Raw genomic sequence first — 15,706 nt, 5'->3', positions numbered from 1 at the left:
TTGCCGGGCCGCATCATCCGATCGATCCCCAGTCCCCCAGTGCCGTCTCCGAGCGGGTCACTCAGAAGTAGTCGCCCGCCGTGAAGTGACGGATGCCGTCCAGCCGGGCCGTGCGTCGCAGCGAACGGATCATGCCGGTGCGGTCGTCCTGCCGCACGGCCTGCGGAGCGAAGGCATGAAGCGCGGACTCCTCGTCGGGCAGCGCAGGGACGGCGAGGTCACACGACGACACCCCGGCGAGCGCCCAGTCCGCGGCGACGGCGGAGAGCAGGTCGTCGCGCACACGCTCGGAATCCGGGAGCACCGCACTCTCCAGCAGGACGCCGACGCCCCCTCGATGCTCGGCGATCACGTAGCCGAGCACGGTCGAACCCTCGACGCGGCGATACAGCGTCGCACCCCGCATCCGCACCTCCGCCATCGCCGCGTCGCGGTCGCTGCGCACCGGCGCGAGGACCACCCGCCCGGCACGCGAGCGCTCGTAGACGTCACGCAGCGAACGGAGGCTCCCGAGTCCGACCGTCTCGCGCTCGACGTGTCCCTCGACGCTTTCCTCGTGCTTGCGGGGCATGGGGGCACTCCAGGGACCGGTCAGGGTCCGTGCCATGGCGAACGTCTCGAAGCCGCTGGAGCGATACACCTCCGGGGTACCCGTGAAGAGCAACGCCCACTCGGCATCGCCCGCGGTCTCCAGCGTCGCGGCCACGAGACGGCGCGCGAGCCCCTGCCCTCTGGCACGCCCGGCGACCGCGACACTGCCGATCGCGTGCACGTGCGCCACACCGCCGTCGTCCTCCCGCAGCCGCTTGGGCAGACCGTAGATGGATCCGCAGACCCCTCGATCGTCCTCGGCCACGAGGGTGTGCCGCAGCCGATCATCATCGATCAGCCACTGGTCGGGCGCCAGCGGCGGTGTGAACACGGTCGCCCAAAGCGCCGTCAGGGCGGACTGGTCCTCTGCGCAGGCGGCGCGGATCCTCTGGGCGCTCATGCCTGACCTCTCGCGATGTCGGCGGCGTGGATCGTGTTCGCCACGACCGCCCGCGCGCCGGTCCAGGGAGCGACTGTCGCACCGTCTGCGGCCGCGTCGAGCAGCGCCCGGATCAGGCCGTGGAACCCGAGCTCCGTGTTCGCGTCGTCGACGTCGAGCGCGAGCGCGCGGATCCCGTCGGCGGTCACGACCTCCAGCGTGTAGGCGTCCGGCCCGGGAGTCCCGGTGACGAGCACCTGCACCGGCACGTCACGCTGCGCACCGGGAACCCGCAGCAGGCCGTCGATGCCTGCCGCATCCTCCGACACCGCGCTCGATCCCCGCCGCACACGGGTCCACCCGGATCCCGACACCAGGGTCGCCCCCGGCAGCAGCACGTCGACCATCTCCCAGGCATGCACGCCGACCGTCACCGCGGTACCCCCACCCTGCTGCGGATCGTCCTGCCAGGAGCGGGCGGGCACCCGGAAGCCCGCGTTGTCGTGCTGGGCGTGCACACGGAGCGCGAGCACGTCGTCGAGCGTCTGCAGGAAGGGCGCGACCTCCGCGGCAAGGGCGGAGAGCGCGGGGGCGAAGCGCAGCACCGAGCTGGTGCCCACCGCGACGGACGATGCCGCGAGAGCACGGTCGACCTCGGCGAGCTGAGCCTCCGTCGCCGCGATCACCTTGTTCACGAACACCGGAGCGACCCCGCCGCCGAGAGACTGCAGGAAAGGCGCGACCTCATGCGGGCGCGGCGTCGCGATGACGAGGTCCGGTCGCAGCACCGCCAGCTCCTCGAGCGAGACCACCACCACCCCACCGAACCGCGCCGCGAACTCTCCTGCGGCAGCGGTGTCCGCATCGTGCACGCCGACCACCTCGGCCCCGAGCGCTCGCACGTTGGCGGCGTCGGTGTACGGGTGCGAATGCGCGAGTCCGGCGAAGGCCACACGCAGCGGCGTGCCGCTCATGCCATCGAAGACAGCTGGTCGCGGGTGATGGTGTGCGCGAGGGGACGCCCCGCGGCGAAGGCCTCGACCTCGTCGACGACGATCCGTCCCTGACGCAGCCGCCCCTGATGCGTGCCCGCCGCGCGATGCGGGGTGACCAGCACCCCGGGCAGCGTCCGGAACGGGCTGTCCGCGGCGAACGGCTCCTCGTCGAACACGTCGATCGCCGCGCTGAGCCGCCCGCGTCGGAGCTCGTCGAGCAGCGCGGTCTCGTCGACCAGCCAGGAGCGCGCGGTGTTGACCAGCCCCGCGCCGTCGCGCATCGACGCCAGCTCGCGGCGACCGATCATGTGGTGGGTCTCCGGCAGCGTCGGGGCGTGCACGGCGACGATCTGCGCGCGGCGCAGGGCACCGTCGAGCGGCACGAGCTCTGCGCCGAGAGCAGCAGCCTCCGAAGCGGCGAGCGTCGGGTCGACCAGCAGCGGTTCGGCCCCGAGCGCGCGGATGAGTTCGAGGTAGGCCCGCCCGGTACGCGAAGCCCCGATGACCGCGATGGGCGTGCCGAGGATCTCGCGCTGCACCCCGACCGCCGCCGCGTCGTACCAACCGTCGCCGGCGCGCAGGGCGTTGTGCATCTCGGGCACGCGGTGCAGCAGCGCGAGCGTGAAGGTGAGCGACACCTCGGCCACCGGTCGCGCCATCCCCGCGCCGGCCTGCGTCACCACGACACCGCGGTCGAACAGCTCATCGGTCGCGAAGGGCTTGATCGTGGCCCCCGTGTGCGCGATCAGTTCGAGCTTCGGCAGCGCCGAGAGCACTGCGGCGTCGAAGGGCCCGACACCCCAGCTCGAGATCACGATGCGTGCATCGTCGAGTTCGGCCTCGGCGAGACGATCGACGCGCACGAGAGAACCACCGAGACGAGCGGCGACCGCGCCCAGACGCTCGGCATCCGCCGACGAGAAGAACTCCGCGAAGAGTTCTTCCGAGACGACCGCGACCACGGCCGGTGCGCTCGCCGCGACGTTCATCGCAGCCAGTCCTCGAGGTTCTCGGCGATGAAGGCGTCGTCGTTCAGGGCCGGGTATGCCCGACGCACGCGGGCGATCTCCTCGGCCTGCCCCGGCGAGAGCCCCTCGGCGGGGTCGAGGCACCAGATCCCCTCGAGCAGCCCCTGCTGACGCAGCATCTCGTGCACGCCCGCGATCACGCCGTGGAAGTCGTTGCCCGGATCGAACACCGCCTGGTTCACGTCGACCATGTCGGAGGCGACGAGCCCGAGCTCGCGATAGGCCTCGGCGTCGCCGGCCATGGCCCGCTGCGCACGGTCGAGCAGCGCGACCGCCGCCCGCGTGCCGACCGCCCACTGGCCCAGAAGCCCGCCGACGAACCGCAGGGTGCGGGGTCCGTCGGGCGAGTCCACGTGGAACTCGGAGAGCAGATCCGCCACGATGGCGTCGTCATTGCCGGTGTAGAGCGCGATCTCGTCGGCACGGCCGGAGGCAGCCACCCCGCGCACGAGCTCGAGCGTGCGGTAGCGATCGAACGGGGCGGCCTTGACCGCCACCACCGAGGGGATCGCGGCGAACTCGCACCAGAAGTCGCGGTCGAGCACCGGGCCGCCGATCGCGGTCTGCAGGTAGAAGCCGACCAGCGGCAGCACCTCGCCGACAGCGCGGGCGCGCTCGAGCAGTGCGCGTTCGTCGGCCCCGGCGACGCGCGGGCTCACCAGCACGGCGTCGTAGCCGAGCGATCGCGCCAGCTCCGCCTCGGCCACCGCCTGGGCGGTGTCGCCGGCCACCCCGGCGATGCGGACGAGGGTCGCATCGTCTCGGGCGTCCATCTCCTCCGCGGCCAGCTCGAGCACGGGCTCGAAGAGCGCGTGCTCCGGGTCGCGGATCTCGAACTGCGTCGTGTGCACGCCGACCGCGAGACCACCGGCTCCCGCATCGAGGTAGTAGCGCGAGAGCGCCCGCTGCCGCTGCTCGTCGAGGGCGCGATCAGCCGTGAGCGCCAGCGGGTGCGCGGGGATCACCGCACCGCGGGCGAGGGTCGCCGCGGCCTCGGGGCGCAGCGACGGCACGGTCGCGGTGCGTTCGGCAGAACCGGCCATCAGAACTTCCCGTCCCGCACGGCCCACTTGGTCGGCTTGGCGATCATCGGCAGGCCCTTCTCGATCCAGTCGGCCTGCATCCCGATCAGCGTCTCGGCGGACACGGCCGGGTAGCCGAACAGGGCCATGCACCGGCGCGCGTCGCTGAGCAGCGCGGTCGACTGGGGGTCGTCCACGATCTCGACCTCGCGGTCGAACAGCGTGCCGAAACGGCGGGCGATCGACTCGACGCTCAGCAGCTCCGGGCCGGTGAGGTTGATCGTGAACGGCGCGGTCGACGCGTGCACGAGGCTGCGCAGCACGACCTCGTTCGCGTAGCCCTGCCAGATCACGTTGACGTTCGCGGTGGCCACCGAGACCGGCTGCCCGGCGTGCACGGCACTGCCGATGTCGGCGAGCACGCCGTAACGCAGGTCGACCGCGTAGTTCAGGCGGATGATCGCGACCTTGGTGCCGCGCTCCTGCGCTCCGAACTCGAACACGCGCTCACGGCCGAGGCACGACTGCGCGTACTCGCCGATCGGTGCGGGCTGCACCTCTTCGGATGCTCCGCCGGACGACGCCGGCAGGAACGGGTAGACGTTGCCGGTGGAGAGCACCGAGATCGCGCTGTCGCGATAGCGGCGGGCGACGCGGTCGGGCAGGGCGGCGTTGACCTCCCATGCCCAGGAGGCGTTGGTCGCTGCACCGAACTTCGCACCGACCATGAACACCACGTTGGGGGCGTCCGGCAGGGAGGAGAAGTCGTCGTTCTCGATCAGGTCGAACGAGACGACCTTCACTCCCGCGGTCTCCAGGCGCTCGCGGATCGCGGCATCGCCGAAGCGGGAGACCGCGTAGACCGCGTCGCCCTTCCGTCCGGCGGCATCCATCCCGCGGCGAGCGAGCATGGCCAGAGTCGGGCCCATCTTGCCGCCCGCCCCCAGGATCACGAGGTCGCCCGCCCCGCGCGCGAGGTCGGCGATCAGGCCGGCGCTCGGTGTCGCGAGCGCCTCCTCGAGCTCCGCCTCGGATGAGAAAGTGTGCTGAGTCATGTGGTGCTTTCCCTTCTTCTCAGCCCTTGATGCCCGTACCGGCCACGCCCTCCTGCACGTACCGCTGAGCGATGAGGTACGCGAGGAAGATGGGCAGCAGCGCCACGACCGAACCGGCGAGCATGGTGCTCAGCGGAACGTTCTGCTGCTGCAGCGACGAGATGCCGACGGTGAGTGTGAACATCGCGTTGGACTTCGCGATGATGAGCGGCCACAGGAAGTCGTTCCAGTGCCACAGGAAGACGAAGATGCCGAGCGTCGCGAGGATCGGCTTGCACAGCGGCAGCACGATCCGCAGGAAGATGCGGAACTCGCCGGCGCCGTCGATGCGGGCGGCCTCGAACAGCTCGTCCGGGAGCCCCGAGATGAACTGCCGCATCAGGAACACGGCCTGCGCGTTGGCGAGCGAAGGCAGGATGAGGCCCCAGTAGGTATCGACACCGCCGAGGTTCGCCATCAGGATGAACGTCGGGATGAGGGTCACGTGGAACGGCACCATCACCATTGCGAGGAACGACCAGAACATCACCTCCTTGCCGCGGAACCGCTTCTTGGCGAAGGCGTAGCCGGCGAGCGCCGACAGGAACAGCACCGCGACGACCGAGACAAGGGAGTAGATGAGGGTGTTGCCGAGCCATCCGAGGATGTTCTGCCCCGCGAGCACCTGCTCGTAGGCGTCGAACGAGATGTCCTGGAAGGGCAGCAGCGAACCAGGGAGCTCGACCACCATGCCGGGCTTCAGGCTCAGCACGACCATGGCGTAGAACGGGAAGAAGCTGAGGATCCCCGCCAGGCTCAGCCAGATCCATCGTCCGACGATCCCCCACCCCGTCGGCTGGAGCGCACGATACGCCCGGCGCTGCTTCGACGACGTCTTGGCCGGCTTCGGGGTCGTGGACGTCTCGGTCGGCGTCGGCGGCTGCATCAGAGCGGTCATTTCTGCTTTCCGATCACCAGGCGCTGGATGAGCGCGACGACGAGGGTCATGATGAACAGGGCCACGCCGATCGCGGCCGCGTAGCCGTAGTCGAAGTAGCGGAAGCCCTGGTCGTAGAGCATGTAGACGAGCGAGTAGCTGGCGTTCGCGGGCCCGCCCTGAGTCATCACGTAGATGACGTCGAACACCTGGAAGGCGGCGGTCGTCTCGATCACCGCGAGGAAGAAGAAGGTCGGCCGCAGCACCGGAAGGATCACGTAGCGGAAGCGCTGCCAGGCGTTCGCGCCGTCCATCAGAGCGGCTTCCTCGAGCTCGCGCGGCACGTCCTGCAGCGCGGCGATGAGGATCATCATCCCGTAGCCGAACCGCGACCAGACGCCGACGACGACGATGGCGGGGATCACGAGCACGGTGCTGCCGAGCCAGGAGCCGCCGAGCCCCAGCGGAGTCATCAGCGCGGACCACGGCCCGTTGGCGGAGAAGATCCAGACGAAGATCGACCCGGCGAGCACGAGCGAGGTGATGACGGGGAGGAAGAAGATCGAGCGGAAGAAGCGCGCGCCCCGGAAGGCCCGACGCACGCCGAGGGCCATGACGGTCGAGAGCACGAGCGCGATCGGCACGGCGAACACCGTATAGATCAGTGTCGTACCCATGGCCCGCCAGAACAGCGGGTCGGCGATCATGCGCTGGAAGTGGTCGAGACCCCGCCAGGAGATCTCGCCGGTGATGTCGTAGTCGAAGAAGCTCAGTGCCACACCGGCGATGCTGGGGCCGAAGCGGAAGGCGATGAACAGGAGGAAGGCGGGGAGCACGAACAGGAACGCGATCCGCGCCTCGCGTCGTGCGATCAGCCTCGTCACCCGCCCTGCGGGCTTCTTCGCCGTGGTTGCCGTGGTCATCAGTGCTACCTCACGTGGGGAGAGGGACAGGGTGCGGGGGCATGCGGAGTTCGGGTTCCGCATGCCCCCGGTCGACTACTTTCTCGATCGACTACTTCTTGATCAGAGGAGCCGCAGCCGTCGCGGCGTCCTTCAGTGCGTCCTCGGGAGACTTGTCGCCGAGGAGGGCGGCCTGGATCTCGGGGGCGAGCACACCCATCAGCGCGCGGGACGAGGCGTTGAGCTCACCCACGGTGGTGTCCGGGACGTACTTCTCCACCTCGCCGAGCAGCGGGTCATCCGCGTACAGAGGCTCGGTGGTGCTGAGCGCCGAGAAGTAGCCGGCTGCCTTGAGGTAGGGCTCGACGACGTCCGCACCGGTGGCGTACTCGACGAACTTGGCCGCCGCGTCCTGCGCCTTGGAGCCCTTGAGCACCGAGAGCGAGCCGACCGTGCCGTAGGCCACGGACTCCTTCTCGGTCAGCGGCGCCAGCACCTTGACGTTCTCCTCGCCCCAGAACGGCACGACCTCGTTGACCGCGTTGTTCCAGGTGCAGGCGACCTTGCCCTGAGCGACCGCGGTCTGCTCCAGCGGCACGTTCGTGGTGAGCGCCTCGGGGTCGAGCGCACCAGCCTCTGCCAGGTCGGTGAGGAAGGTGAGCGCCTGCACGCCCTCCTTGCTGTCGAAGCCGACGTCGCCGTCCTTGGTGTAGACCTCGCCACCGGCCTGCCACAGCAGCGGGTAGTACGTGAGGTTCAGGGTGTTCTCGGCCGATGCCGGGTAGTTCAGGGCGTACATGCCCTTCTCCGTGAACTTCGGCGCCATCGCGGTGATGTCGTCCCAGGTCTCGGGGTACTCCGTGACACCGGCGGCCTCGAAGGCGGCGGTGTTGCAGATGAGGGGCTGGGCGCTGGTGAGGATGGGCGCGCCGAGGATGTCGCCGTCGAGCGTGACCGACTTCTTCACGTTCGGCAGCAGGTCGTCCTGTCGCTCCTGGCTCAGCAGATCGTTGAGCGGAGCGATCGACTTCTGGTACGCCGCGAGCTGGTCGGGGATCAGGTAGACGACGTCGGGCCCCTTGCCTGCGGCGATCGCCGTCTGCAGCGCCTCGTCGCGGTTGGCCCACGGGAAGATCTCGTACTTCACGTTGACGTTCTCGTTCTGCTTCTCGAAGTCGGCGATCGTCGAGTCCCAGAAGTCCTTGTGCACCGCCTCGTCGGCGATGACCGGGTAGAGCCAGACCGTGATGTCCTGCTCACCCTCTGCGGTGTTGCCTCCGCCGGCCGAACATCCGGCCAACAGGGTGGCGGCCGCGAATCCCGCGACGACGCCGGTGATCTTGCTGACGCGCATGGTGCTCCTTTGCTTATACCGTGCTGAGTACGGTTCATTATGACACTGCAATGGGATAATTCGTCAAGTACAAGTTCTCAGGCCCGTGTTTCAGCGGTGTTTCCGGTTCGAGAACAACAAAGCTTGATCTGAGAATTCGGTGTGCTAATTTGATCGCACCCGACGTTGATCGCAACGAAGCCGGAGAAGAGGGGGCAGCACATGGCCGTGACAGGTCCGCTTTCGATCGTTGCTCGATCCGCACTGCAGCTGCGTGATTCCGGCCCCGCCACCGTCAACGATCTGTCTCGTTCCCTCGAGATCTCGCGCACCTCCGTCGAGAATGCCGTGACTGCCCTGACCGACTCCGGTCTGATCGTCGACGCCCCCGCGCAGAACGCCGGCGGCGCGGGTCGACCGGCCCGCCGCTACTCGTTCCACGCCGCCGCCGGAACCGTCGTCGGCGTCGACATCGGCGTCGCGAGCGTGCGGGTCGTGCTGGCCGACCTGGCCGGACACGTGATCGCGCAGCGCAGCTTCCCCGGCGTGGCCGAGCGGCCCGATGGCGCGTCCAAGCTGGCTGCCGTGATCGAGGACGTGCGGGGTACGCTCTCCGCGGTCTCGATCCCGGGATCGAAGGTCCGCGCGGTCGGCGTCTCGCTTCCCGGCATCGTCGACGACACGGGGCGCGTCACCACCTCGGTCGTCATCCCCGAGTGGTCGGGCATCGACATCGGCTCCCAGCTGCGCCAGGCGTTCGGCTGCCCCGTCGCGGTGGACAACGGCGTTCGTCTCGCGGCCGTCGCCGAGCATCACCTCGGCGTCGCGCAGCTCGTCGACGACGTCATCTACCTGTCGGTCGGCAATCGCATCGCGATGGGACTGATCCTCGGCGGACGCCCGCGCCGCGGAATCCACAACGCTGCGGGCGACATCGGCCGCCTCGCCTTCCGGGGACTGAACACCGAGACGGGCCAGATCACGTGGCGCACCGCCCCGACCGCTGCCGAGGTCTTCGCGAAGGCGCGCGGCGGTGACGCGGCCGCACAGCAGGAGCTCGACGGATTCATCGGCGAGCTCGCCCATGGCATCGCGACCCTGATCATGACGGTCGACCCGGCCATGATCGTGATCGGCGGTGGACTCTCGGCCGCGCATGAGCAGCTGCTCGACCCCCTGCGCGCGGCACTGCCCGGCCACCTCGGCCTGCCGTTCCAGGTGCCGATCGCGGAAGCGCGCCTGGGCGCCGAAGCCGCCGCCCACGGAGCGGTCGTGCACGCGTTCCAGCGGCTCGCCGCCGAGATCTACGGCATCGAGGACATGCCGGCTCCGCCGATCACCCCCCTGCGGGTCGCACCTTCGGAAGCCGCTGACCCGACCGACGAGACAACCGAGGAGAAGCAGTGAGCACGTTGAAGGTCGGACTCATCGGCGCGGGCGGGATCTCCCGCGTGCACGCCGACGCCTGGCGGGCGCTCGGGGTGGAAGGCTACGTCACCTCGCTCGTCGGAGCAGAGGAGATCGCCGCGGAGTACGGGTTCGAGCTCGTCGACGATGTCGACACCCTCATCAGCCTGGTCGACATCGTCGACATCGTGACCCCGAGCAGCACGCATGCCGACTTCGCCCTGCGCGCCATCGCCCGCGGGCTCGACGTGATCTGCGAGAAGCCGCTCGCGGAGACGGCTGAGATCGCAGCGACCGTCGCCCGCGCCGCCGAGGAAGCGGGCGTGCGCCTGTTCCCCGCCCATGTCGTTCGGTACATGGGCGAGTACGCCCAGATCAAGGCGGGCATCGACGCCGGTCGGATCGGCACGCTCGCCGTGCAGCGGTTCAGTCGGGCAGGCTCCGCCCCGCAGACCCCGTGGTTCTTCTCGGAGCGCGCGGGCGGCGGTGTCATCCGCGACCTGATGATCCACGACATCGACCAGGCGGTCTGGTTCGCCGGACCCGTCGAGTCGGTCTACGCGGTGCAGAACCCGCCGACCGTCGACGACCGCGTGCCCGCACCGGTCACTGCACACGTCGTGCTCACGCACCGCAGCGGCGTCATCAGTCACATCCACGGCAGCTGGGTCGCGCCGGGTATGCCGTTCCGCACGAGCGTCGAGGTCGCGGGGTCGGAGGGCCGCCTGCGCTACGACAGCGCCGAGGACAACGCGCTGCGCACCGACGCCGTGCTTCCCGAAGCCGACACCGACTACCTGCCGCCGATGTCGCCGCAGGAGAGCCCGTACTTCGCCGAGATCGCCGACTTCGTGGCCGCCCTGCGCGAGGGGCGCGACGCCAGGGTCAGCCCGGCGGACGGAATCGAGGCCGTCGCCGTCGCCGAGGGCGCGTACGCCTCGATCGCCTCCGGCGCCCCGGTCGCTCTGACCGTCACCACTCCCACATCATCTGCACGCACGGCCGAGGAGGCCACTCGATGACCGCCACCACCCCGCTGCGGATCGCCGTCCTCTCGTTCGCGCACACGCACGCTCTGAGCTACGTCCACGCGCTCAACGCGATGCCCGGCGTCGAGCTGATCGCCGCCGACCCCGACGGTGCCACGGCGCCCGACGACGCACCCCGAGGAGCGACGCTGGCGGCGGAGCTCGGTGTCGCCTACGTCGAGACCTACGACGAGGCCTTCGCCTGGAAACCCGATGCGGTCGTGATCGCCGCGGAGAACTCCCGACACCGCGCCCTCGTCGAGCGCGCGGCCGCCGCCGGGGTGCACGTGCTGTGCGAGAAGCCCCTGGCCACGACGGTCGAGGATGCGATCGCGATGCGCGAGGCGTGCGAGCGTGCCGGTGTGATCCTGATGGTCGCCTATCCGGTGCGGTTCGCCCCGAGCGTGCGCGACGCGATCGCCGAGCTGCGCAGCGGACGCCTCGGCACGGTGCTGGGCGTCACCGGGATCAACAACGGCAAGCTTCCGCAGGACCGGACCTGGTTCACGGATCCGGAGCTGGCGGGAGGCGGCGCACTCGTCGACCATGTCGTGCACTGCGCCGACCTGCTCGACGAGTTGCTCGGCGAGCGTGCCCAGTCCGTCCGCGCCGTGTCGAACGGGATCCTGCATGCGGAGCGCGACCTCGAGGTCGAGACCGGCGGCCTGGTGACGATCCAGTACCCGAGTGGGGTCATCGCCACGATCGACTGCTCCTGGAGCTGGCCGATGCGCTCGGCCACCTGGGGTGGACTCACCCTGCAGGTGATCGCCGAGCGCGGCACCGTGACCGTCAGTCCCTTCGCCAAGGGCGTCGCCGGGCACGATGCGCACGGCGAGACATGGAACCCTGTGGGCGCCGACCTCGACGCGCTCCTGCTCGACGAGTTCGTGCACGCCGTGCGCCAGGGACGTCAGCCGCAGCCCGACGCCGGCGTGGGCATCCGTACCGTCGAGATCGCCAAGGCCGCCCAGGCTTCGGCGGCTCGCGGCGGCGAGGTCGTCACGCTCGTCTGATCCACCGAAGCTCCGACCATCGTCCATCGACCCTGGACAAAGGTCGCTATACGGTGTTGACTGAACCGGGCCGCACGCCCGATCACCCGACTGCGGTCGGGGCGCCGCGAGTCGGCAGATCAGGATCCGCCTTCGACCCGAACGAAGGCGGATCCTGATAGCCGGCGGGTCGAGGCAGCCGCAGCGGGGCCGGCGCTCAGCATCGAGGAGTATGCTGACCGCTTGGGCCGTTCGGCCCGACGAGTCCCGAAAGGTGGTGATGGCGATGTCCGGTGATAGTTACGACGCCGCCTTCACTGCGTCGAGACTCCCTGCGCTAGCGCGTTGACCCTCTGGTCCGCTTTCGCACGTCCTTCCCCGCAGCCGTCGGCGGCGTCATCCGCCCCTGACGAACCGCGCACGGAGCTCTCCGCTGCCGTGCGCCTGCGAGAACGGAGCCGATCATGGCCCTCATCGACAACGGCGTGTACGTCCACGGACGTCGCGTGGAGACCCCCAAGAACCTGGACGAGACCTACCGGATGCTGGACGCCGCCGGAGGCATCGCGTGGATCGGCCTGTACCGACCCAGCCCGGAGGAAGTGGCGTCCGTCGCTCGCGAGTTCGACCTGCATCCGCTGGCCGTCGAGGACGCACTGTCCGGCCACCAGCGGTCGAAGGTGGAGCGCTACGGCGACACCCTGTTCGCCGTCCTCCGCCCCGCCCGGTACCGCGACAAGGAGGAGTCGATCGAGTTCGGCGAGCTGCACCTGTTCGTGGGCCCCGATTTCGTGGTGACGATCCGGCACGCCGAATCCCCGAACCTCGCCGCCGTGCGCGCCCGCATGGAGGCGAACCCCGAGCTGCTCGCGATGGGACCGGAGGCCGTGCTCTACGCGATCCTCGACGAGGTCGTCGACGGGTACGAGCCGATCGTGGCAGGGCTGCTGAACGACATCGACGAGATCGAGGACCAGCTCTTCGGCGACGGCGACGACGACAGCGCGCTCTCCCGCCGCATCTACGAGCTGTCCCGCGAGGTGATCAACTTCCAGCGGGCGGTGCATCCGCTGAACGGCATGCTGGAGTGGCTGCGTCGGGGCTCTGCGAAGTACCGCATCGACGAGGAGCTGCAGCGCTCCCTGCGCGATGTACTCGACCACACGATCCGTGTCAACGAGAAGATCGACTCGTTCCGGGCGATCCTGGAAAACGCGCTGACCGTGCACTCCGCGCTGGTCGCCCGGCGTCAGACCGAGGCCGGGTTGGCGCAGAACGACGAGATCAAGAAGATCTCCTCCTGGGCGGCGATCATCTTCGCCCCGACGCTGGTCGGCACCGTGTATGGGATGAACTTCGACGTGATGCCCGAGCTGCACTGGGCCTTCGGCTACCCGATGGCCATCGGCGCGATGCTCGCCTTCGCGGTCGGCCTGTTCGGGGTGTTCAAGTACAAGAAGTGGCTCTGACACGGGCATCGCTCATCGTTGGCGGCGGGTGCGGGCGAGGTCCGACGACCGACCGTAAGAACTTCACCCGTTCGTCGTCTTGCTCATGCCACGCTTGCTCGGCGCGTCGACAGGATGAGGATCCGTCACGCAGGCGGACGGTGAAGCCACCCGGCTCACCATCTGGTCCGCAATCAAGCACGCGGCTGCGGCGGGGATCTTCCCGGACCCGTCGCAGCCGCACTCTCCACGGGGAGTGACCCGGTGATCCTCATACGCATCGCAAGGCAAGACCATGATCCACGGCTCCACTGATCCCTCCGCTGGCACAGGAACATGCAGACAGTGGACCGGTCTTCGCCCGTGCACGCGCTACTTCACGACGATCACCGGGAACGACAGGTCACCGGCGCCGGCACTCACCGGGATCTGCAGCTGAACCTTCTGCGCCGAATCGAGCGTGAGCTTCCAACGCAGGCCCCTGTCGGTGCGCTCGACCTCGCCTGTCGGGGGCACCGGGACCTCGAAGCCGTCGTAGTCGGCGAGGTCGATGTCCACCACGGCCTCCCCGCCCGACGCCCCTGCGTTCGTGAGGTCGAGAAGGATCAGGCTGTCATCAGCGCCCGCCTGCGGGGCGATCTGCACCGAGTACGACATTGCGGATGCCGTATGGACGGAGAACTTCGTTGGGGCTGTTACGGCCGACATGTCCGATCCGACGAACGTGCGCGCCGTCAGCTCATAATCCCCTTGCGGAAGTGATGCAGTGGTCGACCACCGACCGTCCATGCCTACCTGCACGAACCGGACGAACGGCGTGAGCTCGCCGACGAAGACGTGCACACGCACCAGAGAGCCGGGGACTCCCGTGCCCGTGATGTTCGTGCTCTTGGCATAGACCGTCGATCCGGCGACGGGAGTGACCACAGTCGGAGCCGCTGGGGATTCGCGGATGATGACCGGGGCGGATGCGCTTCCGCCCGTGAGGGTGGCCTCCCCCAGGGGTGCGTCCGCGGGAACGTCGAAAACGGTGGCGAAGCGACCGGCACCGTCGGTACGCACCTGCTCGACAGCGCCGCCGATCTTCAGGTCGACGGTGGTGTTCGCCGGGTATCCGCTGCCGTTGACGCGGAACGGCTGCCCGGTGAGGGCGACCTTCGAGTAGACGCCGACCGCCGGAGTCGAGCTTGCTCCGGCGTCGACGAGTCCTGCCCCGACCCGGTCCGCGCTGAGCCCAGCGAGCGGATCCGCCGTGTCCGTGATGCGCTGGGTCAACTGGTCCGGCGTGAGACCTGGAGTCTCCGAGAGGATGCGGGCGGCGACCCCGGCCACGTGCGGGGACGCCATCGACGTTCCGGGATACAGCGCGTAGACGGAGCCGTCGTCCTGGCGCGGCACTGCTGACCACACGAAGCCCGGCGCGGTCACCGTGACCTTGCCCGCACCGTAGTTCGAGAATCCCGCACGCACGATCGCGCCCGTCGCCTCGTCCTGATCCGCGGCAGCGACGGCGATGACACCCGGCAGCGCGCCAGGTGCCTGAAGACAGGAGGAGTTCACCGGCCGAGGCTCGAGCGTCCCGTCGTTCGGACTCATCTCATCCGTGCTCATGGTGGCGAGATCCTGACCCTCATTACCGACCGCGGCGACGTTCAGCACGCCCTGGTCGTGGGAGTAGGCGTACGCGCGACGGAGCGCTTCGAGAGCCGCACCCTGTGAGTCGACATCAGCGCACCAGAGGTACCAGGGGTCGACGTAGTAGCTGTGGTTCACGATCGGGATGTCGTGGTCAGCAGCCCACATGGTCGCGCAGATGCTGGCCTCCGGGTAGATGTGGCCGTCGTCGTTGACGACCTTGATCGAGGCGACGCGCGCGTCACGGGCGACGCCGACGATGCCGGTGCCGTTCGCCGCTCCCGCCACGCTGCCGGCCACGTGCGTGCCGTGCGCGCTCGCGCCGTCGGTTCCCGGCTGCCACGCCTCGGGTCTCGTGTCCGGTACGCCGTTGACGGTGCAGCCGACGGACAACGCCGGGTCGATCTGGCCGGCGAGGTCCGGATGTCCGGTATCGATGCCGCTGTCGGCGATGCCTACCACCACTCCCTTCCCCGACGGTGACGTCGCCCCGATGGCGACGGTGTTCCACGCGGTGCCCTCGGCCGGCATCATCGTCGGCTCCGTCGTGTCGCCGGCGATCGGTGGCCCGGGTGCGGTCGGCGTGTCCGGATCGGTCGACGTTCGGGTCGGGCCAACGGACTGGACCCAGGCGAGACTCTCGAGCTGAGTGGGGAAGTCGCCGTCGGGTGCGCGGGCGACCGTCACCCCGATCTCGGGATAGGTGATCAACAGCTCCCCGCCGGCGCCTTCGATGGCCGACCGCAGCACATCCGCGCTCGGCGCTTCTGGTCTCGTGTTCACCACCCAATTCAGTGCGGACTGCTCCGCTGCTGCGGCGACGGGCACGGCGGCCGTCAGCGGGGCGCTCATCGCGAGTGCCGCGCCGACGGCGAGGACTGCACAGGTGCTGCGGACGATCACGCGGCTGGTCATTCAGGTCTGCCTTTCCGCAACGCTCGACGGAACACCGTCGAGTCGAGGACTCTCCTG

The 15,706-nt window shown here is 69.3% G+C and carries 13 protein-coding genes; 4 read left to right on the top strand and 9 right to left on the bottom strand.

Annotated features, from left to right (window positions below; translation table 11 throughout):
• Nucleotides 1-61: 61 nt before the first annotated feature.
• From ILP86_RS13330 to ILP86_RS13295, 8 genes are all read right to left on the bottom strand, one after another.
• The gene (locus ILP86_RS13330; RefSeq protein WP_193762182.1) at nt 62-991 is read right to left on the bottom strand and encodes a GNAT family N-acetyltransferase; all 930 of its coding nucleotides are present in this window, start codon (nt 989-991) and stop codon (nt 62-64) included.
• Nucleotides 988-1,944 (bottom strand): hypothetical protein, encoded by a 957-nt coding sequence (locus tag ILP86_RS13325; RefSeq protein WP_193762181.1) that lies wholly within the window; start codon nt 1,942-1,944, stop codon nt 988-990. Before ILP86_RS13325 ends, ILP86_RS13330 begins: the two co-directional genes overlap by 4 nt.
• The gene (locus ILP86_RS13320) at nt 1,941-2,954 is read right to left on the bottom strand and encodes a hydroxyacid dehydrogenase (RefSeq protein ID WP_193762180.1); all 1,014 of its coding nucleotides are present in this window, start codon (nt 2,952-2,954) and stop codon (nt 1,941-1,943) included. The genes ILP86_RS13325 and ILP86_RS13320 overlap by 4 nt, the downstream gene beginning before the upstream one ends.
• Nucleotides 2,951-4,036: a dihydrodipicolinate synthase family protein gene (locus ILP86_RS13315; RefSeq protein WP_046748132.1), complete on the bottom strand. Its 1,086-nt coding sequence runs from the start codon at nt 4,034-4,036 to the stop codon at nt 2,951-2,953. Before ILP86_RS13315 ends, ILP86_RS13320 begins: the two co-directional genes overlap by 4 nt.
• Entirely contained in the window at nt 4,036-5,070 is a 1,035-nt protein-coding gene (locus tag ILP86_RS13310) for an NAD(P)-dependent oxidoreductase (protein ID WP_127011534.1), read from the bottom strand. The genes ILP86_RS13315 and ILP86_RS13310 overlap by 1 nt, the downstream gene beginning before the upstream one ends.
• Before the next feature lie 19 nt (nt 5,071-5,089).
• Nucleotides 5,090-6,007 (bottom strand): carbohydrate ABC transporter permease, encoded by a 918-nt coding sequence (locus ILP86_RS13305; protein ID WP_058631077.1) that lies wholly within the window; start codon nt 6,005-6,007, stop codon nt 5,090-5,092.
• Complete coding sequence (locus tag ILP86_RS13300) at nt 6,004-6,909, bottom strand: carbohydrate ABC transporter permease (protein ID WP_046748129.1); 906 nt, start codon at nt 6,907-6,909, stop codon at nt 6,004-6,006. Before ILP86_RS13300 ends, ILP86_RS13305 begins: the two co-directional genes overlap by 4 nt.
• A gap of 91 nt (nt 6,910-7,000) precedes the next feature.
• Nucleotides 7,001-8,242, bottom strand: coding sequence for an ABC transporter substrate-binding protein (locus tag ILP86_RS13295; RefSeq protein ID WP_113680801.1), 1,242 nt, complete (start codon nt 8,240-8,242; stop codon nt 7,001-7,003).
• 201 nt (nt 8,243-8,443) lie between these two features.
• Between ILP86_RS13295 and ILP86_RS13290 the strand changes: the two genes are divergently transcribed.
• From ILP86_RS13290 to ILP86_RS13275, 4 genes are all read left to right on the top strand, one after another.
• A complete protein-coding gene (locus ILP86_RS13290) occupies nt 8,444-9,628 on the top strand; it encodes an ROK family transcriptional regulator (protein WP_058631079.1) in 1,185 nt (394 codons plus the stop codon).
• Entirely contained in the window at nt 9,625-10,650 is a 1,026-nt protein-coding gene (locus tag ILP86_RS13285) for a Gfo/Idh/MocA family protein (protein ID WP_193762179.1), read from the top strand. Before ILP86_RS13290 ends, ILP86_RS13285 begins: the two co-directional genes overlap by 4 nt.
• On the top strand, nt 10,647-11,672 hold the full coding sequence (locus ILP86_RS13280; RefSeq protein WP_193762178.1) for a Gfo/Idh/MocA family protein: 1,026 nt from the start codon (nt 10,647-10,649) through the stop codon (nt 11,670-11,672). Before ILP86_RS13285 ends, ILP86_RS13280 begins: the two co-directional genes overlap by 4 nt.
• A 443-nt stretch (nt 11,673-12,115) precedes the next feature.
• The gene (locus ILP86_RS13275) at nt 12,116-13,120 is read left to right on the top strand and encodes a magnesium and cobalt transport protein CorA (protein ID WP_045263009.1); all 1,005 of its coding nucleotides are present in this window, start codon (nt 12,116-12,118) and stop codon (nt 13,118-13,120) included.
• Nucleotides 13,121-13,471: 351 nt separating this feature from the next.
• On the opposite strand, the gene ILP86_RS13270 is transcribed toward ILP86_RS13275, so the two are convergent.
• Nucleotides 13,472-15,649: a S8 family serine peptidase gene (locus ILP86_RS13270; RefSeq protein WP_193762177.1), complete on the bottom strand. Its 2,178-nt coding sequence runs from the start codon at nt 15,647-15,649 to the stop codon at nt 13,472-13,474.
• Nucleotides 15,650-15,706 lie beyond the last annotated feature (57 nt).

The sequence above is a fragment of the Microbacterium sp. R1 genome (assembly GCF_015159725.1).
Taxonomy (GTDB): Bacteria; Actinomycetota; Actinomycetes; order Actinomycetales; family Microbacteriaceae; genus Microbacterium; species Microbacterium oxydans.
Note: the sequence above shows the minus strand (reverse complement) of the source record. Positions and strands in the feature narration are given on the sequence as shown.